A 21,914-nucleotide genomic window follows, 5' to 3' on the forward strand; every position below is an offset into this window, starting at 1 on the left:
TATCGGCAACGATAACGAATGTTTGGCGGCAAAATCAGAGCAAAGTAAACCTCTGGATATTTAGTATTGGATTTTCTTAGAAGTTTTTGTACCAAAACAAAAAATATCTTCAAACATAATTTTGTATATTTGTGTCCCTTTGGATTAAAACCCATCCAGGAAAAGCAAAAACGATAAAAACTAAATATTTTTAATTACAAACAGTTATGATAACAATTGACAAATTCAACTTTGCCGGTAAAAAAGCATTTGTGAGAGTTGACTTTAATGTGCCTCTTGATGCTGATTTCAACATTACAGATGACACACGTATTCGTGCGGCTCTTCCTACTTTGAAAAAAATTCTTGCAGACGGAGGTAGCCCTATTATTGCATCTCACTTAGGTCGTCCTAAAGGAGTTGAAGACAAATATTCATTGAAACACATTCTTGGACATGTATCTAAACTTTTAGGTGTAGACGTTCAGTTTGCGAATGACTGTGCTGGAGAAGAAGCTGCAATGAAAGCTGCTGCTTTACAACCGGGAGAAGCTCTTTTGTTAGAAAACCTTCGTTTCTATGCTGAAGAAGAAGGCAAACCTAGAGGTTTAGCTGATGATGCTTCGGATGACGAAAAAGCTGCTGCAAAAAAAGCAATTAAAGAAAAACAAAAAGATTTTACTAAAACTTTGGCTTCTTATGCTGATGTTTATGTAAATGATGCATTTGGTACCGCTCACCGTGCTCATGCTTCTACAGCATTGATCGCTGATTATTTTGATGCAGAATACAAAATGTTTGGATTTTTGATGCAAAAAGAAATCGATGCTGTTGATAAGATCATGCTAGATCCAGCTCGTCCATTTACTGCAATCATCGGAGGATCTAAAGTATCTTCTAAAATTGACATTATCGAAAACCTACTTTCGAAAGTAAATAACCTAATCATCGGTGGTGGTATGGCATTTACATTTGAGAAAGCTAAAGGCGGAAAAATCGGTAACTCTCTTTGTGAAGACGATAAATTAGAGTTGGCTAAAGAAATTATGGAAAAAGCGAAAGCTAACAATGTAAACATAATACTTTCTAGCGACGCTAAACTAGGAGACAAATTCAGCAACGACGCTAATACTCAGTTTGCTGAAGCTAATGCAATTCCTGACGGATGGTCTGGTTTTGACATAGGTCCTAAAGGTGAAGCTGAATTTTCGGAAGTTATCAAAAACTCTAAAACTATTCTTTGGAATGGTCCGGTTGGAGTATTTGAATTCGATAATTTTGCTCACGGATCAGAAGTAGTTGCTAAAGCTATTGCTGAAGCTTCTAAACACGGTGCTTTCTCTCTTGTTGGAGGAGGTGATTCAGTTGCATGCGTAAATAAATTTGGTCTTGCTGATCAGGTTTCTTATGTATCAACGGGTGGTGGTGCATTACTTGAGTTCATCGAAGGTAAAATTCTTCCTGGAATCAAAGCAATCAGAGGATTTTAAGCTAAGCTTAAATATATAAAAGCAAAAAGAGCCTGTTCCGATTGGAATAGGCTCTTTTTCTATTTTAGAATTAAATGTCCTTTTTTTACAAGTATTGAAACAAATTATCGTTTACCTTTGATTCTTGCTAATCATCTCATTTGATCTATTTTGGAAACTTTCAACATAATATACCCATCACCTTTACTTGCTCCTTACATCAGATATTATTGGCTATTGAAAGTAGATACTATTTCCGAAATATCGGAAACAAGTATTCCCGTTGGTTGCATCAATCTCATTTTTCATCGGGCAAGCAGAATGTTTTCCGAAACATCCAACGAATTACAACCACAATCATTTGTAGGCGGCTTATCCACCGGATTTACGGAACTGACTTCAACAGGAAATGTAGATATGATTGTTGTTGTATTTCAACCCTTCGGAGCAAGAGCCTTTTTTAGTTTACCAATGAGTGAATTCTTCAATAATTGTATTTCAGTACATGACATTGGAGATATTGCACTCAAAGAACTCGAAAAACAAATTCAAGATAATCGCGATAGCCTATCATCGATTGAACTTATTGAGAAACATTTTATTAAACAGCTACATGCTTTTGATGATTACAACTATAAACGAATTGTAGCAGCCATAGAGGCAGTAAATAACCAACCTCAAATAGAGATTACTTCACTTTCTGACGTAGCCTGTCTCAGCTACAAACAATTCTCTCGTATATTCACTGAATATGTGGGTGCTAAGCCCAAAGAGTTTACACGTATTATTCGTTTTCAAAGAGCATTGTATATTCTGCAGACTAATCCGAAAATAAGCCTTACTCAATTAGCTTTTGAATGTGGGTATTACGATCAACCACATCTTATCAAAGAATTTAGAATCTTTGCAGGCTGTACTCCGACTGAATTTATTGCAGCTTGTAATCCTTACTCCGATTACTTTTCGACCCTTTAAGTAATGTCCTTTTTTTACAAGTTTAGCCAAATGAGTAATTCTACTTTTGTAAAGTCAAACAGAGATCAATATCTCTAATTAAAATCAGATTTTATGAAAAAGTTAATTGCATTTTTTGAGATTCCCGCTACTGACCTAAACAGAGCTGTCAAGTTTTACCAATCGGTTTTAAACACTAAACTATCAGTCCATGATTGGGGACAAGAAAAAATGGCATTCTTTCCTGAAGAAAGTGGGGTTTGCCCCGGAGCTATCTCATGGTCGCCAACTTTTAAACCTTCGAAAGACGGCGTACTGATTAGTTTAAATTGTGATAGCATCGAAGACTCTCTTGCTACAGTTGAAGCAAATGGAGGAAAAACAGTAATTCCTAAAACGAAAATTGAAGCCGAAAACAGAGGCTACTTCTCTGTCTGTATCGACTCCGAAGGAAACAGTATCGGCTTGTACTCTGATCTATAAAAAGCACAAGAGTCAGCATTATTAAATACTGACTCTTGCTTATAATAGCTTTAAGCAACTGATAAACTGATTCTATTTCGTTCTTTGTGCTCTAATATTTCGCTCAATATACTCTTGGTTATCGTCAACAATCCAAAGACTATCTTTTATTAAGCTACTTAAAAAAGATGAAAACTTTGTAGCCCCTAAATAATTGAGGTGATCTAAGTCTAGGAATTCTTTGTTTTCAAGAGGAAAGTCGTGAAAATCCAGAAAAGTAATATCTGAAAGATTTTCTTTTCTGTAAGTTTGAAGAAATTCCTCGTTAGCCCGATAAGGATCCAGAGCATGTGTAGGAGTTCTAAATAAAATCAAATTAACACCTTTCTCGACACATACCTCTTTTATCTTTACCAGATATTCTAAATTAACAGAACCCACTTCGAATATGTCTTGTTGTGTAGCTTTAGCTTGATGGTTAGCTCTAATCAGTGAATCGGTTTTCGAGAAATGAAATTCATCGTAACCTCCCCAATATTTATAGGAAGGATAAAAAGTCCCGCCCCATTTAAGGAAACCAATATTATCTCTGGCAATTACAGGTTGTATTGATAAAAAGCCAAGAGGATTCTCTCCTAAAACAGCTAATTTTTCACGATTCTCAATAAGAGGAGCATATCTCAAATACTGGGTAGATAAATACATATCTGTGCATATAAACCTATCCATTATCTTAGTTAACTTAAAGTTAGAATAGTCAAGAAAAATATACTTCAATTCAGGATTTACATCTATTATTTTTTTGATTTTTGTGTACGAATAGAAGAATGACTCTCCGGCTAAGGCTAAATTTACAGCCCCATCAATTTCGGAATCACGTATACTACAAGAAACAAAAGAGCTACCTACAAATAGATATTTTGTATGTGGCGATAATTTATAATATCGATTATCTTGTACTATATTATTCAAAAAGAAGACAATAAAGAAAGTAATACTGCTCAATAATACAACAAAGAACAATACTTTTCTACAAAAAAGTTTCATTCTATGATATTTGAATAATATAAATATTAAGGTTTATTCTCATAATAGTTAGTATAATGTGTAAACGTAAATAAAATAATAACCTTATAAAATAGGCTATAAGGTTTTAAAGAACAGATTTCATACAGAAATAAAAGTAATATAAAAGTTTGGTATATTAACACATTACCTTCAACTTTCTACTACTTTTATAAATCTATTTATGTAGAATGGAATCACATTTGTTAACTTGCTCTAATTAGAGAAGTCCTTTTTCGATATTTTTTACCCGAGGAATAACTAAGCTATCTTCGATAAAAGTATGTGCTTCAAGCTCTTCTTCCGACATATACAATTCGAGCAAAATGTTAGTCATCAAAGCCTGATCTTTTACTCCTGATACATATTTGAGTAGAATACGCTTAAGGTCAGCTATTTTTTCCTCGATATTGTTGTGGCGCTCCTCAAAGATATTAATAGAGTATTTATCCTCATTAGACTTATTCATCAATGCCTGCACATATGGAAATACTGTATTATCTTCGTATTTCATATGTTCATATACTTCTTTCTTATAATTGTCAAAGAAGTCCAACACCAACTTCTCAAGGCTTGACTCTTCTTCCGAAAAAATCAGCTTTAATTTGCGTCTGATATTGGGTAATCGACTTTCCAGAAAATATTCATGGGAACATTTCAAATAATATAGAAATGGCTCTAGAGGCAGCTTATTAAACTCCTCCTGAACATCCATAATCGGTTTGTTAGACTGAATATTTGCCAGAAACAAGAAGCATCTCGGATCAAAATTGTATTGTTCACAAACAGCTTCAACACTTTTATCTCCAAATCCCAAAGAGAACTTAAGACGAGTCAACAAAAGCAATAATTTGTAATCAGCATCAATAAGATCCGACATTTTCATTGCCTTACTATATTTTACCGTTATATTGCTCATAATTGTATGTCTTTAATGTCTACTAATTTATTTAATATTGCATAGATTGTAAGCCCCGAAACACTATGTATTTCGAGTTTGCGTCCTATATTTCGTCTGTGTGTAATAACTGTATGTATCGATATATTATGATGTTCGGCAATCTCTTTATTGCTCATCCCTTTTACAATACTTATAAGTATTTCCTTTTCACGATCGCTTAATTCTTCCTGATCGGAGACTTTCGATACATCCTTATTCAAACATGCCGAAAGTACTTCTTCAATCTTAGCCTCCGAATCATTTATTCTGATTACAGCATCATATGACTGATAAAACCGTTCGTCTATCATATTATATACCAATGCAATCAACGGTATATGTTTTTCTATATTCAGATGCTGCCTCACATCTCCCTTGTGCGAATGCCCCAACAACATGGGGTTGATAAGAACTGCATCCGGCTTCAATATTCCAAGCTGATAATTAATATCCTCCAATTCTTTCAACTCAACCACCTTCGATACAATAGGCAATTGAGAAAGTGTGTATACTAATCCCTTTCTTATAATATATGAAGTTTCAGCAACTGCTAAGACCTTACTTAAATTTGCCATTGTTTTAGCTTCTTATCTAGAATCATTCTTTATAAGCACAAAGAACGTTATTTAAATCCGAGCAGACAAGTCTCAGTTTAAACTTTTAACAGAAAAATACAGCGAAAACTAATCAAAATCACTTAAATATCTTATTTAAGTAATCTGTCATGTACTTTACGGTGGGTTCAAACCAAGGTTCGAACAACCAAAACGGGTGAGGTGTATCGGGTAATGAGTGCATTTCGGTAGATATGTTGTATCCTGATAATTTGTCAATAATCTCATCCCGTCCTCCATGAAACCGGGGAATAGAACTGTTTATGAAACAAATAGGGGCAGACTTACCGGTCACCCAATAAACAGGTGAAGCTTCCATCCAAAGCTCTTTTTTCTCCTCATAAGTGCCTCCCAACCATTTAACTGAGGCAGAAACTTTATTCTTAGAAATTGCTTCTACAACACCATCCAGAGATTCTTTAGTAGTAAAGTCTGAGATTCCGTCTATGTTTATCACCGCTTGTACTTCACTCGAGTGATTAGGATATTCCCTATTAACTCCTTCATAAGAAAGCTGTCCATTAGTTACTCCGACTAAGGTAGCCAACTGACCTCCTGCCGAGCATCCCGACACGGCTATTCGGGTAGTATCAATTCCGTACCGTTCGGCATTAGCCCGCATCCATCGAAGAGCTGTTTTCAGATCATGTACAGCCGCAGGATAAAGGGCTTCGGGGGATAAGCGGTATTCAACAGGAACAGTAACATATCCCTGTGAAGCTATTTGCTGTGCCATAGGTATCTCCTGAGATAAATCGCCCGAACTCCAACCTCCCCCATGTATCATCAATAAGGCAGGGTACTTTTTGTCATCGTCAGGTCTATAAAGATTTACATGCAACGATCTGTCTGCCGTCGGTTGCGAATAAACAATACCTTCTCTGGCAATTACATTATCGGGCAAATGGGGTTTGACGATTCTTATGTAAGGACGTTTTTTACTCTCCTTAATATAAGTACTATAGACCGTAAAGGATGTATCACGAGGTATACCTTCAACCATTACCTGAGCCGGGAGCATATTTCCGGCTAACAGGAGAACTATCGTTATTATTATACATTTCATTAGCTGGATTTTATACTAATCAAGAGCAGAGGCAAAACTACTAAACCTCCGCTCTTAATAACCATAACTAGATACAAAAACTAATAATCATCACTGACTACTTTTCTAACCTAAACCAGTCTACATCGACCCTTCCTCCATCATTTTTCGGAATGGGACGAGAGCAGAATGTACCAATTTTAGCACCAATCCATTTACCTTCTTTCGCCTTAAACTCATTACCTAATGTTATATATTTTTTGTCATCTGCACTATAACTGAATGTACATTTGTTTCCTTCAGTCATTCTTACCCGCAGATAAACGGTAGGTTCTTTTAACTTTACTGAAGCGTTTACCGATTCTTTAGTTCCTTTTTCTGCGTTTATACATTCCGATTGAGAAAGCACGAAACCATCGGCAGTATTTTCAAACGATAGCAAAGCATAATCCAAGCCCATCACTACCAGCCCTGTTCTTTCACCCGTAAATCGAGGATCGGGTTTAAGAGTCAATTTCACAGTAGCCGTAAAGTCGGGTGCAGGAATCTTTTGCAAAAGTAGATTCGGAACATCCCATAAACTTTTATAATCGTCTGAAACAAGCACTGAATACAAGCTTAAACAACCTTTCTCTTGATTGGCAAAATACCACCACGATTGGGGGTTACCATGCCACTGCCATTGCAAACCTAATGTATTAGCCGAGAATTCGTCACTTTCGGCGGGGGTAGCTATCGGATACGTTTTACCTACATTGGGTTTCTTGTAGGTGAGTACGGGTTCGCCGCAACCATCACCATCTTTATCTATTCCAATCACAGGCCAGTCATTTTTCCACACCATCGGTTGAAGGTGAGTAATTCGACCCACTGCTCCCACATCCTGAAAATGTATAAACCAATCTTCGCCCATTTCTGTATCCACCCAAGCACCTTGGTGAGGTCCGTTAATCGGAGTTTTACCCTGATCCATTACCACCTTACGTTCATAAGGTCCAAAAACATCTTTCGAACGCATGGCCAACTGCCAACCTGTAGCAACACCTCCTGCAGGAGCAAATATGTAGTAATATCCGTTGCGTTTGTAGAATTTAGGCCCTTCGATAGTAGGGTCAAGATCGTGTCCGTCATAAATAATACGCGACTCTCCTACCGCTTTCTTTCCATCGGGAGTAAGGCGTGTTACTGCCAAAAGACTCTTTATCCCTGCACGGCTTCCGGCATATGCATGAGCCAGATATACATCTCCATTATCATCAAATAAAGGGCAAGCATCGATCAGACCCTTTCCCTCTTTTACCATCACAAGAGGCTCCCACGTTCCGGCAGGGTCTTTCGTTTTTGTCATGAATATCCCCTGATCAGGATCACCATAATAAATATAAAACTCCCCTTTATGATATCGAATGGCGGGAGCCCAAACTCCACCACCATGTTCTACCTTCGAAAAGATTGAGTCGGGGGTCAGTTTATCAATGGCATAACCAATAACAGTCCAGTTAACCAAATCCTTAGAATGAAGAATCGGTAATCCGGGCACACAATTGAAACTCGATGCCGTCATATAATAATCATCCCCTACCCTGCAAACATCAGGATCGGAATAATCAGCATACAAAACAGGATTTTTATACATTCCGTTTCCCTGATCCGAAACCCAAGTTTTCGAGATATTATTTTGAGCATTCATTCCTGACATTGCACAGCACAGCAATAGTACAAGTATGCTTTTTCTGATTATTTTCATTATTTTATTTCTTTGATTAAAGGTTTTACATTGTTCTCTTTCAATCCTTCGACGAATAAGGATGCCATTATTCGTGCGCCGGTTTCTTTGAAATGTGTATTATCTATTTTTCCTTGGGGGAAGATTTTATTTTCCCCTGCTTCGATATGTAAAAATAGCGATGCCGATTGATCCTTTCCTAAATCAATCAAAAGCTGCTTACTCCTCTCATACATATCTATCATCAATACATTTTTATCTTTTGCCACCTGACGAGCCAGTTCTACATACTCACCATGTGAATCCTGAAATACACCTTTCGAGTCGAAACGCCTTCTCACCACCGAAGTACAAATAATGGGAATTGCCCCTTTAGCTTTTACCTCATCCACAAAACAAGTAAGGTTTTCGACATACTGTTTTGGTGGTGTATAACGATCTGGACGATCTTCTGCCGAATCGTTATGTCCGAATTGGATTACTACATAATCTTCCGCTTGCACATTATCCAGAATCTTTTTCCACCATCCCTGCTCAATAAATGTGCGTGAACTTCTTCCATTCTGGGCATAGTCTTCGATAACAATATTCTGATAAAAAAACTCAGGGAGAAGTTGTCCCCATCCTCTTTCGGGGAAAACTTCCGAAATACTGTCACCTGCTATACTATCCCACACATTTTTGTATAACGGCTTAAGAGCCATAGTAGAATCGCCTGCCATAAATAAATGTACAGGTCGATTTTTCCCTGCAAAAAACAAGCAAAAGGTTACAAGAGTAACGGATATTATAATTAGTTTTTTCACTGTTAATCAAGGTATTAATTAAGAAAAAGTGACAACAGACCCAATTAAGTTACAAATAAGCTAACACTGTACACTTTCGCGAATTACCTAAACGGCTATCTATCAATAAATAAGTCTTGAAAACATTACAAAAGTGACAAAAGTGACAACTTTTTCGATGTTTTGCTATTGTCACCTATTTCCTATTTTTCAAAGAGCCTTTATATTACTTATGTGAATCGGTAGTTGAGATTATATGTTCTATTTAATTGTCTTTTACTACGCGCAATCAAAGATTGCTTGTATTCCTTTTGACTCGCCTTCGCTTCGTCGAACGTTGTTTGCCCAAAGTAAGCCACAAAAGGAATCAAAAAGGCTTTGTGCTGCGTGGCTTTTATCCGTCAGGCTTCCTGACCTTGCCGGTTGCACGGGGTACCCGCAGGGTGAAGAAAGCGTTAAGAAACAAAAGGATATTATCGATAAACGTTTTTCTTTTGTTTTAGCTTTCGAGTCCGTAGCGGGTCGGGCAAAGAGGCTAAGTCTTGATCTTTTGTTTCGTTTTGCATCAAGGCAAAATGAAAAACAAACCCGATAGGGTGCGTTAGAAAATAGAACATTAAACAAAACAACTACTGATTCGTATTACTTATAGATAAACATATTGATTTTAAGCCACATAAAATCTTTAGCAATACATTTAAAGAACGTAGTTATTTATTTCTCAAATAAAAGCCCTTGAATTTTCACATTTCTTATACTGATATACTTATCGTCAGCTTCCATCTTATACCAAGGATAGAAACGAATATAGAACGTTTCGCCTTGCGGTATTTTCAGTACTTTATTGAATGTATATGTCTTAAATTTCTCATTGGGAAGATCATCCATAACAGCAATATCTTCGCTCTCGGCAAAGCTCTTATCTAACGATGCCAAAGCGGTAAAGGTCATATATTTGCCACCTAAAGCCCCCATTTCGAAGCTTAACGAATCCAGATAGAATGTACCTCTGGGAGCTGATATAGCTAATTCTAAATAGCGGGAAGCATTGAGATCAATATCCCCTACGGGCCATTTATTGTCTAATGTAGTCAATAATACGTCATTATTCTTGTCTACAAATTTCAACCCGACAACCTCAGCCTTTACTGCAATATTATTGGCTGTTAATAGGCTTTCCCGTAAATTTACAGACCAGTCGGTTTGCACCTTTTGAGCATCTTTTACAGACAATCCGGCTCCTTTTATTCCTATTTTTTGATACACTTTATTGTCAACTGATAATAACAGGTTACCCTCATAGTTTTTTGCCTTATCAGGATTAAAACGCACAAAAACAGGATAGCTCAAATTACCATCAGTATAGGATACTGATAATTCCTTTTGAGGACTTCCGCTTTTACTTGCCAGCAATTCGAATGGCGATTCTATTGAAAGTTTTACTGTTCCAGATTTTGGATTAAGATTCAAGCCCTGCAATGTAAACATCTTCACCGTAGATCGCCCTAAAAACTGCGATCCGAAATCCCATTCCACAGGCTTTATATTTATATCAGACGACAATGTGAGGTAGTTGGTCAATATACCTTGCCTCATCAAGTCTTCAACAGCAAGTCTGGCATATAGTATTCCCCCCATTGCTTTTAAATGGGTATTATCATTGTTGGCATAAATAATTTCTTTCGATTTCTCTGCACCATATTCGAGAACCACCTGTTGAGTCAACAACGTCATATCGACCAAAGGCACCGACAAATCACGGGCAAGAGACCGCATCGCCATAGGATAGTTCATTGTTGAATCGTCAGGAGCCAATTCCGTCAAACTATGCAACCCTTGTCCTGTGATTTGATTATTTTCATTAAATAGTCTTCTTACGATAGGTGTAAACAAAATAGGGATAGCTCCTCTTTCGCGTGATTCATCAACATATCTTTGCAGATATCCTTGATATTGCCCCCAAGCGGCTGTACCACGTCCAGTTTCATCATTGGGATCAGTATCCTGTCCCGCAGCCTTTTCATCATTGTGCCCGAATTGAATAAAAACATAATCCCCCGGTTTTAAACTGTTTCTTAAATTTCTCCAGAATTCGTAATAAAACGATTTAGAACTTCTTCCATTTTTAGCTGCATTGACCGATTGAATATCACCTGTCAGAAACAAGGGTAACATTTGTCCCCATCCTCTCATTTCTTTCTCTCCACTATTTTTGTCCTCATCGTAGTTTGCCATTGTTGAGTCGCCAATAGTCAGTATTTTAATTTGAGCAGAAAGCGTCCCTCCCAAAAGGAAAAAACCTAAAAGTAAAAAGCTGATAAATATTCTACTATATCTCATTTGTCTACTCTTGGAGTTTTTACATTACTCAAAAAATTATTTCCCCATATAACATTACTGTTTTTTATTTGGCAAAAAATATCAGCAGAAGTTAACTGAAAACAATTATTTATTAAAACATTACTCACATTATTCAATTCAACAATCGGCTGATTGCTTAGCGGTGCTTTTGATCTTACATTATCCAAAACAATGTCTTTACAATCGTCGAAAGCAAAAGATGCACCTTTCTTTACGGCTAAATCGACATTGTGAAATTGGATATTCGTGGCTGTCTTAGCCGTGAAACCCTCGTCGGCAGTCATATTTATATTCGAAAAAGAAATCTCTGAAATCGGCATCTCGTTGATACCAGTTATATATCCCACTTTTTTGATATCACTACCCGTAACATCACTTATATGCACATTACGAAATACGGGTGTACGATCCGAAACAGGCTCTTCCTTAGAATCTTTATCATAGAAAAGATCGAATATGAATGCATTACGCTGAATATTATTCATCACAATATTACTCACTCGTATTTCTTCAACCACACCTCCACGTCCTCTTGACGATTTTAAACGGATACCTGCATCCGTACCATTAAATACGCAATTAGAGATAGCGACTTTTTTAACTCCTCCCGACATTTCGCTGCCGATAACAACCCCTCCGTGACCGGCAAGCATTACACAGTTGGTAATGGTCAGATTTTCGCAAGGTCTGCCATAGATACGTCCATCTTCATCACGTCCCGATTTGATCGTTATGCAATCATCTCCTACACTGATAAAGCAATCCGAAATACGTACATTACGGCACGATTCGGGATTAATTCCATCCGTATTATGTCCCTTAGGATTGCTCGAAGGGTTATTTATAGTGACACCGTGTATTACTATATCATCGCATCCGATTGGGTTGATTGTCCAGAAAGGCGAGTTTACAATCGTGATACCTTCTATATGGATATTCTTACATTCCAAAAATTGAATAAACGGAGGACGAAAAAATTTACGCTCCAACGTCTTTTCGTAATAAGGCGAAACTTTTATATTTTTGTTGGCATCGAGCCATAGTTGCTGCAATTGATTGGTTGATGAAGTTTTTCCTGTTGCATTAATCTCATTAATAAAACGCTTCGATTCATCCCACCACTTAAAACCCTGTCCGTCTATCTTTCCCCGACCTTTGATCGTGATATTCTCCACTTTCTCGGCATGGATCAGTGGCGATAAACTATTCATAAATACACCCTCCCAACGTACTTTAACGAAAGGAAGATAATCTTCAAATCGATCCGAAAATCGAAGTACTGCACCCGACTCTATATCCAATGTGATATTACTTTCGAGGTGAATAGCTGCTGTCAGATAATTTCCGGCAGGGAAATAGATTGTTCCTCCACCTTCGGACGCTGCCTTCTTTATTGTTTTATTGATTAAATCTGTACATATTTTCTTTCCTGTCAAATCTGCACCTAAAGTCTGCATATTATACACTTTAGCTTGTAAGGCTAAAATCGAGAGAGAAAATACAATCAGTAAAAAAGTCTTCTTCATAATTAAACGTTTTAAGGCTTCGTGCCTCTTTAAGTAAAAGAAAATATTTAATGACACATCTTAAAGGCATAACAACCTATCGTTGTTTTGCTTGCCAAAGCAATAAATAGTTCTGCGAACTTATTTATTTTATTGCCGTAGGATTCCAGTTATCACACCCCTTAAGGGCATTGGATACGGTATATTTTTCGGCTTCCTTCTTCGTTAATATTTTTGCCCATTTTACACGCTCGGAGGTATTAGCACCTTCCCCTGAATTATTGTATTCCATATAGCGGGCTGTCTTTTCGTTTTCAGCATTTCGCCAGTTATCCCACCCTTTGGGGCTGATGCCTTTGGGTAAGTATGTATTCATAAAAAGAGTCATGGCATAGGCACGCCACGGACGCCCCAAATACATTTCGGTAACTTCGTCTGCTAATTTCACTGTACAATTATTGAAAATATATCCGAATTCTATATCCTCAGGCGTATTAGCTGCCGTGATATATGAATTCTTTTTGCAAAAAATTTCGCATCGCTCGAACCAGCAAGTCGATGGCCCGAAAATAAAATCGGTAGTGCCTTCAATGTAGCAATCTTCGAAATACTGCCTTTGTCCCTGCTTTCCGGCATAAATAGTATCTTGATGTCCAAGAAAGCGGCATTTACGGAAAATAACCCTGTCTCCTTCGACATGAAGTGCTACTGCCTGCCCCAATTGAAGAGATGAGTTTTCGATGGTAAGATTTTCAACCGTTATATCATTTCCCTGAATGAGAAATGAATACGTTTTGAAAGTTCCCATCTTGTTTATATTCGCATGATCGTCATAGGTAATAATTGTCTTTTCCATATCCTCACCTACCAGTTTTACATTGGTAAGATAGGAGTGAAGAACTAATTTCTCTTTATAAACTCCCGATCTGATATAAATTGTTTTAAGCCCCGACGGATCAAACGCCCGTACGGAATCTATTGCTTGCTGAATAGTACGGAAATGTCCCCGTCCATTACGATCTACAATAATATCATACTTATCTTGAGCAAATGCCCCGAATGAGGCAAATAATAAAAAGAGTAAAAGAATTTTTCTCATGCGGTCAAAAAATTTAAGGTAAGGTCGCCGACCTGTTATTTCTTTGGTAAACAAAACAGCCAAAGCCTGTTATAAACTACAATATATTACTCGCTCGGTTTAATAATCCGTAATAGTTATCATAAGGGGTAAAACAAATTACCCCTTAGATTTCTTATTTGACAGATACTTCTTTAGTACCCGGGGTTCTGTTCTACTTTTGCCTGATTCAGGTTAATGGCATCTAAAGGTATAGGACGCAATATTTTATTTTGACCGTCCACTCCTTTAAAATAATCAGCACCGATAATATTAGGATTGTATTTTACAGCATATTCGATCAGTTTACCTGTACGTTTTAGATCCATCCAACGGTGATATTCGCCTGCCAGCTCTCTTGCTCTCTCGTCAAGAATAAAATCTATCGATACATCAGAAGCTTTTATACTCATATCATATCCTGCTGCGGCAGCACGTTTGCGAACCACATTTATCCGTTCTGCTGCTTTGTCTGTATTGCCTGCTTTGTAATAAGCTTCGGCTGCCACCAAATAGCTTTCTCCCACACGTGCGAGTATAACGTCACGTGTACTTCCGGTTGTACTGAAAACCGATGTAGGATCATCAAACTTGCGTACCACGGCTACTCCATACACATCGCCCGACATTGCCGCAATGTACGTAGTTGGCTTACCTGAGACTGTCAGAGTATTTTCCTGCATAGGGATAATAACAGTTTTTGATCTTGTAGCAGGGTTAGCGGCACGCCATGCGGCAGTATCGGCAACTTGCCAAGCCGGTGGATAATAGTAGAGTACTTTTTCGGTATCCAGCTGTTTGCTTTTTGTGTAAAAGTCATAATAATGCGTATAAAACTGAACCATAAAAGTTCCTTCATAACGAGTATCCCCTTTCGAAAACAGTTGATGCAAACGAATAGTCGGAGTAAGTGTCGATGTGGTATACTTGTTTCCGTCTTCGACTCCTCCCAGATAAGTTCCGAAGAATGCTTGTTGCATATTCCCCGAAGTAGGAGTGGCTATCGATGATTCATCGTATTGCACCGACCAGATTACCTCTTCATCTTGCTCGTTCTTTTGGTCAGGCCAGAATAGATTATTGAAGCTGGTTGACAATGTCTGATTATTTATAGCAGCATCGGCATATTCGGCAGCTTTAGTAAAATCGGCAGCCGTACCAAATGTTTCATATCCACGACATAAGTAGGTTTTTGCCAGAAAATGGTTTACTGTACGCTGATCAACCCTTCCGAATACCGGAGTTTTAGCAGGCAAACTGCTTTTCAAATCTTCCATTTCCGAAATTATAAAAGCATACGTATCGGTTGCCGATTTACGTTCGAACGAAACTACCGGCGAATCGATCATATCTTTTACAAGAGCTACTCCTCCAAAGTTCTGAACAAGCAAATAATAGTAATAGGCACGGATGAATCGGGCTTCGGCTTTATATTGCCCTAAAAGATCTGTCGATTCGGTATGGTCTGCATAGTAAATAGCTGTATTTGCCAACTGTATACCTGCATAACAATTTGTATAGAATTTCTTCACATCCGGATCGGAATCCAATAATCCTTTATACGTACCCAACCCATCGGGAACTTTATTTCGACCCGAAGCATACAGGTCTGTTCCTGCACAGAATATCCATGGTTCGATTCCATATATTGCACGTAAAGAAGAATAGACTGTATTCATCAGGCTGTTATAGCCCGTTGCGGTTCCATAAAACTGATCTCTGGGAACATTTGATTTATTATCCTGTTCCAGGAAATCACTACATCCAACCAACGGCAGAATGAGTAGGAATAATATGTAATATATTTTTTTCATTGTTGCTCAATTTTTATTATTAAGGTCTCAGACCTATTTATTGCTTTGGTAAGCATAATAGCGAGAGGCATTTATAGTTGTATAATGTAACAATAAATACTTAGTGCTACTTAAGTTATAGTAGGTACGACACCTTAAAACTTAAGATTTACACCAAATTGATAGGTTACTGAACTTGGTCCGCCACTACCGTCTGAAAGAGACGCTGAAGCCCATTCGGGATCAAATCCCTTATAATCGGTAAATACAAAAGGGTTTAAAACATTTACATACAGCCTCAAATTCGATACGCCTATATTCGATAACAGTTTGCGTGGAAGCGAATATCCAAAGGTTATATTCTTAACTCTGACAAATGATGCATCTACATAGTTATTCGACCCCGATTCGCTATCGCTCGATATACTCCAATATGCACCTCCTCCATTATTTACACCGCTATTGTTAGGATAAGGGTATGCCTGACTGTTACGTCCGGCTGAAACTCCTACAGTACCATCAGCATTTAGAATAGGTGTGCCCGACGGAATGTAATAATCCATCTTCAATTTACTGCGTCCACGATCTTTGTAATCAGTAAATTCTACCATAAAGGGGCTCAATACATTTACACCTTGCTTTGTATAGATAGAAAACGAGAAATCAAAATCTTTCCAATTCAAATTAGAGGTAAAACTTCCAGTCCAATCGGGTAAGGCTGATCCCAGAATCATTTTATCTTTTTCGTCTATCACATAGTTTTTGTCGCGGTCAAGCACTTTTGCCTGTCCTTCGTACTGACCATATTTTGCTGCTTCGGCAGCTTCGTCAGCAGTCCAAACACCTATTATCTTATAATTATAAAGCGCATCCAACGATTCTCCGATAAACAGTTTATTTCCTACATCATCTACTTTTGCACCGTAAAGCTCTACAATCTCATTTTTATTGGCTGAGAATACGAAAGTAGTTGACCATTGAAGATTTTTTGTAACAACATTCATTGTTGTCAAAGCCAACTCAATACCACTGTTACGAACTTTACCTACATTATCCCACATTTTACCTCCGTATGCTCCCGTTTCAAGAGGCATGGTACGTTTGTAAATAAGATCTGATGATAATTTGTTATAATAGTCGATCGTACCATTGATACGTCCGCCAAAGAATCCATAATCAAGTCCAAAGTTAAATTCTTTCGATTTTTCCCACGATAGGTTTGTATAAACCAATCCGTTAGGACCGTATCCATTAGCTCCTACTCCGCCGAAATCATACCAATACTTTTGTTTGGCAAGAGCTTGCGTATCGTAAGGACCTACACCTCCGTTATTTCCGGTATAACCGAAACTGGCTCTTAGCTTAAGATTACTCAATGCATCGAACTTCATGAAATCTTCTTCCGAAACTCTCCATGCCAATGCCATAGAAGGGAACATTCCCCATTTTTTACCTTCGGCAAACTTAGACGATCCATCCCAGCGGCTCGTTACCGTAGCCATATATTTACTCTTATAGGAATAATTGAGCCGTAAAGCATGAGATAGCATAGTTATTCGTTGATAGTTACTGCTAACTTTCTCGATAACGGCTGCCGATTCTAAGTTATGAAAACTTGTTTCGAAAGGCATATCTCTCACCTTGGTATAATCCTCATTATATCTATTATCGTAAACACTAAACAGATACATACCATTAAAATCATGATCTCCGATACTTTTCTGATAATTTACCTGATTATCCCATGTATAAGTAAATCTATCTTCATTGGTTACCTCTGCGGCATTTACTCCGGCAGCAAACTGTGCAGCAGTTTTTACACCATTATAAACTCCGTGTCGGCTTGTATTATAAGTTGGCAGGAAGCTACTTTTTACGGTTATCTCTTTTGTTGGATTATACTGAACATATACATTTGCCAGTACATCATAAATCTTTTCATTATCTTCTGCATTCATCAAATCGATAAGAGGATTTATAATTCCTGAGAACTGCCCACTGCTTTCAAATATATCTTTTCCTCCGGGAAGCAACACCAAATCACCGTTTTTATCATAAGGAATAAAATATGGATTGGTTCGGAAACTGTTCAAAACAGCATTTTTACTCCCGAAATCTTTCTCGGTCATGGCCATATTTGCAGAAAAACCAACCGAAAATTTGTCATTGATTTTATTATCTACAGACCCTTTGATATTGTATCTTTTATAATTATCATTTACAAATACACCATCTTCGTCCTGAAAACCTACCCCAACGCGATAAGCCAGATTTTTGGTATTACCATTTATACTGATAAAATGATTTTGTTGCTGTCCGTTCTGTGTCACAAGATCAGGCCAGTTTGTATAATCTTTCTCCTGAAATATTCGTTTCATTACCTTACTATCACCATTCCAGAAGTTCTTAAGATCGCCGCTAGTTATACTATATTCGGGTATACCTGTTGCATACGCTTTCTGCAACTGAGCATTAGTCATGGTTGTATATCTGGCAAAACGGTAATCGCTAAACTCGTCGCCACTCATAAAATCGGGCATGCGGGCTACATTTTTAGAACCGTAATATCCGTCGTAAGTAACCGATACTTTGCCCACGTCAGAAGGCGTGCCTTGCTTGGTTGTTACCATAACAACTCCATTGGTGGCTCTGGATCCGAAAATAGCTGTAGAAGAAGCATCCTTCAAAATATCAAGACGCTCAATATCGGCAGGATTCAGGAAGTCAATACCATCCGTAACAACTCCATCAACAACATAAAGAGGAGATCCTCCCTGCATCGAACTCTTTCCGCGGATTTGAATATCAAATCGCCCACCTGCTCTACTCGAGTTTTGGGCAATATCAACCCCTGCTACTTGTCCTTGCAACGATTCCATCACACTGGTTGCACCTTTTGCAACAATATTGTCAGCAGAAACGCTACCAACCGACCCCGTAAGATCGTTCTTCTTCATGGTTCCGTATCCGATAACAACCACCTCATCCAGTTCCGAGAAATCGTCTCTCATAACAATATTCACCACTTTACCGGTGATAGGAACATCCTGAGTTTTCATACCAATATACTTGGCTTCGAGAATTTTTGAGGTAGCGGGAACAGACAGCGAATACTTTCCGTCTAAATCTGTTATTGTACCTGTAGTAGAACCTTTTACTGAAACCGAAACCCCTATTAAGGTTTCTCCTTTTGAGTCTGTCACCGTACCCGATACTTCTATTGCCTGCTGTGCAAATGCACTTTGCCATGATAATAGAAAAAATAAGGCACACATCACAGACAACGTTTTCAAAATTGTCTTTTGCATGGTGTGGTTAAAATTAAGAAGTTTAAGGTCTAACAATTTGATTTATAAAGCTAACTTGTTACAATAGTAGAATATATTTATCGGTTATACAGGGGACATTTTGACTACTCAGGGTAGTCAAAATGTTTTTTCTGCTCTATTTCCCCAATAATAAGCTCAACATTATAAATGGTCCAACTGCTTTAGGATCATTATCTCTGATCGGCTCAGATATATAATATTCGAAACTACCGTCACGATAAACCTTTTCACCTCCTAATCCTGCAACCGAACATCCGTCTGTTATCGATATGGTACCATCAGATTCTTTCTTTACGAATCGTTTGACAAATTGATCATATGCTTTCTTTCCTTTCTTTTCGTATGACTTATCTAAATACCCTTTTTGTGCGCCTTTAACCCATGTGTAGATAAACATAGCCGAACCGCTCGATTCGATATAGTTTCCTTCTCTGGTTCCCATATCGGTTACCTGATACCACATGCCTGTCTTAGGGTCTCTAAACTTTTCAACGGCTGCACAAGCATCTTGCAGGATAGCAATAATTTCAGCTCGCTTAGGATGATCTTCCGGTAAATAGTCCAATACATCCACTATAGCCATCATGTACCATCCTATACTGCGTGACCAAAAATTAGGCGACAAACCTGTTTCGGGATTCGCCCATTTTTGCTGACGGCTTTCGTCCCATCCGTGATAATACAATCCTGTTTTGGCATCATATAGATATTTATGTGCGTCCAATATTTGCAAGGTTACTTCATCAAACAGATCGGGTTCATTAAAAACTTTACCATATTCGGCTAAAAACGGACAAGCCATATACAATCCATCCAACCACACTTGATGCGGATATATCTTTTTATGCCAGAAACTGCCATCTGCCGTACGTGGATGGGTTTTCATCTGATTACGCAATAGAATCATAGCTTTTTTGAAACGCTCCTGCTTTGTTTTTTCGTAAATCGGAAATAATATTTTCCCTGTATTTACTCTGTCGATATTATATTCCTGCGGTTTATATGTTTTGATCTGTCCGTCTTCGCCAATCATAAGATTGGCATATGAATATGCGTAATCGAAATATTTCTGATCTCCTGTTTTTTGCCATGTTTGTAATATGGCTTGCAGCATAAGTCCATGGCAATAATTCCATTTAGGTTCTTTCGAAAAATCAAGCATCCACGATTCGGGATTTCTTTTTATTTCGGAGTTTACCATCCAAACAGAATAGGGTTTACCTGCAAAAACCGATATGCCGGACAGGGATATCAATAGGATGATGAATGTAAAAAGTGTTTTTTTCATGGTTCTCTTTATTTAAAGGTGGTCAAAGACCTTTTGTTTGGTATAATAAAGCTTATCACTTGAAAATAGTAATAAATACTTAGTAGTCCGATTCTAGTTCATTATATCTTTAACCAGACTATTTAAATACACTTCAAGATAAGTATATCCTTCTTCATTAGTATCGTTTGCTGTTTTGTTCGGATAGTTAGCCTCTAACCAGCCATCGGGAATACCGTCAACATTAGTATCTATAATAACCTCATGCGGATCGAAGCTGTATAACTCCCATCCACCCACATCTTTTTGAGAATCGATCATTCCGGGTCTGGTAGTACTGTCTCGCGAGGCTCTGACAGGAGTCAAGCCGTCTCTTACTTCGACTATGATACGTGCATCGGTCTTGTCTCTTTTGAAACTGGCACCACTTTTGGCTAATACCTTTATAAAAGCTGTTTCGGCATCATCGGTTTCAACCAAAGGTACTTCAAAAGGAACTAACGAGATCAGTTCTTCTTTGTTCTTTGTTGCCGGATTTGGTTGAAGTCCCAATAAATTATTTTGGGTTGTTGCCTCATCGTTATACATATAATTTCCGGATAGGTAAAATTGCCCCCAAACTCCGGCTTCTTGTTTATTGGTTCCATCATCTGCATTAGGAGAGAATATTCTATTCGGATTCGAAGATGTTTTCGATGGTTTATAATAGTTGTTTATAAAATTATATCTGCCACCTTCTCCTGCATATCCGCTATTACTGCCCCAGTTGTATATCACATTATTTCTGAAATCTACCAACTCCAGTTCGGGCAGAGCTGTATAACGGCTACCACACATACGAGGGTTACGGCTATCGTGATGAGCAAAAAGATTGTGATGAAAAGAGGCCGTTTTACCTCCCCATATTCCGCCATAACCATGCCTACCTTTTCGGTGAACCGATGCTCTTAGGCTTTCGGAAAGAATAGACCATTGTAATGTAAAGTTTTCGTTATCGTAGAAAGACCCGCACTCATCAGTACTCCAGCTCAATGAACAATGGTCTATAATAATATTTCTGCTTTTATTTCCGGATAAAGCATCGTCTTCAACACCCGACAGGTCTCCCATTCTAAAACGTATAAAACGAACTATAACATTCTCGCCTGTTATTTTCACCGGATAATTAGCTATACAGATTCCGTCACCGGGGGCACTTTGTCCCGCAATAGTAGTATTGGATAGAATATTTAATCTCGATTTCAGATGAATTATTCCCGCCACTTTAAAAAGAATAACCTTAGGTTCGTCTCCTCTGAGACACCAGCGAAGGCTTCCTTCACAGTTCTTTTTGTCTCCAACAAGCGTATCCTGAAGGGTTGTTACATAATAAACAGCCCCACCACGTCCACCGGTAGTATACATTCCACCACCTTCGGCTCCCGGAAATGCCGGAATTTGAGCATTTACAAAAAGACTAGCCCATAGTAACATCAGAAATAATATCGTGTTTTTCATAGTCTG

Annotated in this window: 16 protein-coding genes; 3 read left to right on the forward strand and 13 right to left on the reverse strand. The window is 38.0% G+C overall.

Annotation, left to right across the window (positions count from 1 at the left end; all coding sequences use genetic code 11):
* Positions 1-206 precede the first annotated feature (206 nt).
* The 3 genes from pgk (at position 207) to G7051_RS02625 (ending at position 2,885) form a co-directional block, all read left to right on the forward strand.
* Entirely contained in the window at positions 207-1,469 is a 1,263-nt protein-coding gene (pgk, locus tag G7051_RS02615; protein WP_166198313.1) for a phosphoglycerate kinase, read from the forward strand.
* Positions 1,470-1,619: 150 nt separating this feature from the next.
* Positions 1,620-2,423 (forward strand): helix-turn-helix domain-containing protein, encoded by an 804-nt coding sequence (locus G7051_RS02620; RefSeq protein ID WP_166198314.1) that lies wholly within the window; start codon positions 1,620-1,622, stop codon positions 2,421-2,423.
* Positions 2,424-2,516: 93 nt separating this feature from the next.
* On the forward strand, positions 2,517-2,885 hold the full coding sequence (locus tag G7051_RS02625; RefSeq protein ID WP_166198316.1) for a VOC family protein: 369 nt from the start codon (positions 2,517-2,519) through the stop codon (positions 2,883-2,885).
* 72 nt (positions 2,886-2,957) lie between these two features.
* Here the strand turns inward: G7051_RS02625 and G7051_RS02630 are convergent, their stop codons facing one another.
* The 13 genes from G7051_RS02630 to G7051_RS02690 form a co-directional block, all read right to left on the reverse strand.
* Positions 2,958-3,911: a hypothetical protein gene (locus G7051_RS02630; RefSeq protein ID WP_166198318.1), complete on the reverse strand. Its 954-nt coding sequence runs from the start codon at positions 3,909-3,911 to the stop codon at positions 2,958-2,960.
* Between the two features lie 238 nt (positions 3,912-4,149).
* Entirely contained in the window at positions 4,150-4,848 is a 699-nt protein-coding gene (locus tag G7051_RS02635) for a hemerythrin domain-containing protein (protein ID WP_166198320.1), read from the reverse strand.
* The gene (locus tag G7051_RS02640; protein ID WP_166198322.1) at positions 4,845-5,444 is read right to left on the reverse strand and encodes a LuxR C-terminal-related transcriptional regulator; all 600 of its coding nucleotides are present in this window, start codon (positions 5,442-5,444) and stop codon (positions 4,845-4,847) included. Before G7051_RS02640 ends, G7051_RS02635 begins: the two co-directional genes overlap by 4 nt.
* A gap of 118 nt (positions 5,445-5,562) precedes the next feature.
* Positions 5,563-6,549 carry an alpha/beta hydrolase gene (locus tag G7051_RS02645; protein WP_166198323.1) on the reverse strand — a complete coding sequence of 329 codons (987 nt, stop codon included), beginning with the start codon at positions 6,547-6,549 and terminating at the stop codon, positions 5,563-5,565.
* Between the two features lie 97 nt (positions 6,550-6,646).
* A complete protein-coding gene (locus G7051_RS02650; RefSeq protein ID WP_166198325.1) occupies positions 6,647-8,275 on the reverse strand; it encodes a glycoside hydrolase 43 family protein in 1,629 nt (542 codons plus the stop codon).
* Positions 8,275-9,060 carry a rhamnogalacturonan acetylesterase gene (locus G7051_RS02655; protein ID WP_166198327.1) on the reverse strand — a complete coding sequence of 262 codons (786 nt, stop codon included), beginning with the start codon at positions 9,058-9,060 and terminating at the stop codon, positions 8,275-8,277. The genes G7051_RS02650 and G7051_RS02655 overlap by 1 nt, the downstream gene beginning before the upstream one ends.
* Positions 9,061-9,753: 693 nt before the next feature.
* The gene (locus tag G7051_RS02660) at positions 9,754-11,379 is read right to left on the reverse strand and encodes a rhamnogalacturonan acetylesterase (protein ID WP_166110598.1); all 1,626 of its coding nucleotides are present in this window, start codon (positions 11,377-11,379) and stop codon (positions 9,754-9,756) included.
* Positions 11,376-12,926, reverse strand: a complete 1,551-nt coding sequence (locus tag G7051_RS02665) for a glycoside hydrolase family 28 protein (protein ID WP_166198329.1) — start codon at positions 12,924-12,926, stop codon at positions 11,376-11,378. The genes G7051_RS02660 and G7051_RS02665 overlap by 4 nt, the downstream gene beginning before the upstream one ends.
* Before the next feature lie 124 nt (positions 12,927-13,050).
* A complete protein-coding gene (locus tag G7051_RS02670; protein WP_166198331.1) occupies positions 13,051-14,004 on the reverse strand; it encodes a pectinesterase family protein in 954 nt (317 codons plus the stop codon).
* A 173-nt stretch (positions 14,005-14,177) separates the two neighbouring features.
* Positions 14,178-15,836 (reverse strand): RagB/SusD family nutrient uptake outer membrane protein, encoded by a 1,659-nt coding sequence (locus G7051_RS02675; RefSeq protein ID WP_166198333.1) that lies wholly within the window; start codon positions 15,834-15,836, stop codon positions 14,178-14,180.
* A gap of 134 nt (positions 15,837-15,970) precedes the next feature.
* Complete coding sequence (locus G7051_RS02680) at positions 15,971-19,123, reverse strand: TonB-dependent receptor (RefSeq protein ID WP_255493299.1); 3,153 nt, start codon at positions 19,121-19,123, stop codon at positions 15,971-15,973.
* Between the two features lie 136 nt (positions 19,124-19,259).
* On the reverse strand, positions 19,260-20,432 hold the full coding sequence (locus G7051_RS02685) for a glycoside hydrolase family 105 protein (protein WP_166198335.1): 1,173 nt from the start codon (positions 20,430-20,432) through the stop codon (positions 19,260-19,262).
* 93 nt (positions 20,433-20,525) lie between these two features.
* Positions 20,526-21,908 carry a polysaccharide lyase family 1 protein gene (locus G7051_RS02690; RefSeq protein WP_166198337.1) on the reverse strand — a complete coding sequence of 461 codons (1,383 nt, stop codon included), beginning with the start codon at positions 21,906-21,908 and terminating at the stop codon, positions 20,526-20,528.
* Positions 21,909-21,914 lie beyond the last annotated feature (6 nt).

Origin of the sequence: Dysgonomonas sp. HDW5B (assembly GCF_011299335.1) — a bacterium.
GTDB lineage: Bacteria > Bacteroidota > Bacteroidia > Bacteroidales > Dysgonomonadaceae > Dysgonomonas_A.

What these genes read in the sequence shown, in the direction of transcription:
- G7051_RS02670 (WP_166198331.1), bottom strand. Translation starts at nt 14,004, where the DNA reads ATGAGAAAAATTCTTTTACTCTTTTTATTATTTGCCTCATTCGGGGCA.
- G7051_RS02625 (WP_166198316.1), top strand. Translation starts at nt 2,517, where the DNA reads ATGAAAAAGTTAATTGCATTTTTTGAGATTCCCGCTACTGACCTAAAC.
- G7051_RS02640 (WP_166198322.1), bottom strand. Translation starts at nt 5,444, where the DNA reads ATGGCAAATTTAAGTAAGGTCTTAGCAGTTGCTGAAACTTCATATATT.
- G7051_RS02650 (WP_166198325.1), bottom strand. Translation starts at nt 8,275, where the DNA reads ATGAAAATAATCAGAAAAAGCATACTTGTACTATTGCTGTGCTGTGCA.
- G7051_RS02660 (WP_166110598.1), bottom strand. Translation starts at nt 11,379, where the DNA reads ATGAGATATAGTAGAATATTTATCAGCTTTTTACTTTTAGGTTTTTTC.
- G7051_RS02680 (WP_255493299.1), bottom strand. Translation starts at nt 19,123, where the DNA reads ATGCAAAAGACAATTTTGAAAACGTTGTCTGTGATGTGTGCCTTATTT.
- pgk (WP_166198313.1), top strand. Translation starts at nt 207, where the DNA reads ATGATAACAATTGACAAATTCAACTTTGCCGGTAAAAAAGCATTTGTG.
- G7051_RS02665 (WP_166198329.1), bottom strand. Translation starts at nt 12,926, where the DNA reads ATGAAGAAGACTTTTTTACTGATTGTATTTTCTCTCTCGATTTTAGCC.
- G7051_RS02630 (WP_166198318.1), bottom strand. Translation starts at nt 3,911, where the DNA reads ATGAAACTTTTTTGTAGAAAAGTATTGTTCTTTGTTGTATTATTGAGC.
- G7051_RS02685 (WP_166198335.1), bottom strand. Translation starts at nt 20,432, where the DNA reads ATGAAAAAAACACTTTTTACATTCATCATCCTATTGATATCCCTGTCC.
- G7051_RS02675 (WP_166198333.1), bottom strand. Translation starts at nt 15,836, where the DNA reads ATGAAAAAAATATATTACATATTATTCCTACTCATTCTGCCGTTGGTT.
- G7051_RS02645 (WP_166198323.1), bottom strand. Translation starts at nt 6,549, where the DNA reads ATGAAATGTATAATAATAACGATAGTTCTCCTGTTAGCCGGAAATATG.
- G7051_RS02635 (WP_166198320.1), bottom strand. Translation starts at nt 4,848, where the DNA reads ATGAGCAATATAACGGTAAAATATAGTAAGGCAATGAAAATGTCGGAT.
- G7051_RS02690 (WP_166198337.1), bottom strand. Translation starts at nt 21,908, where the DNA reads ATGAAAAACACGATATTATTTCTGATGTTACTATGGGCTAGTCTTTTT.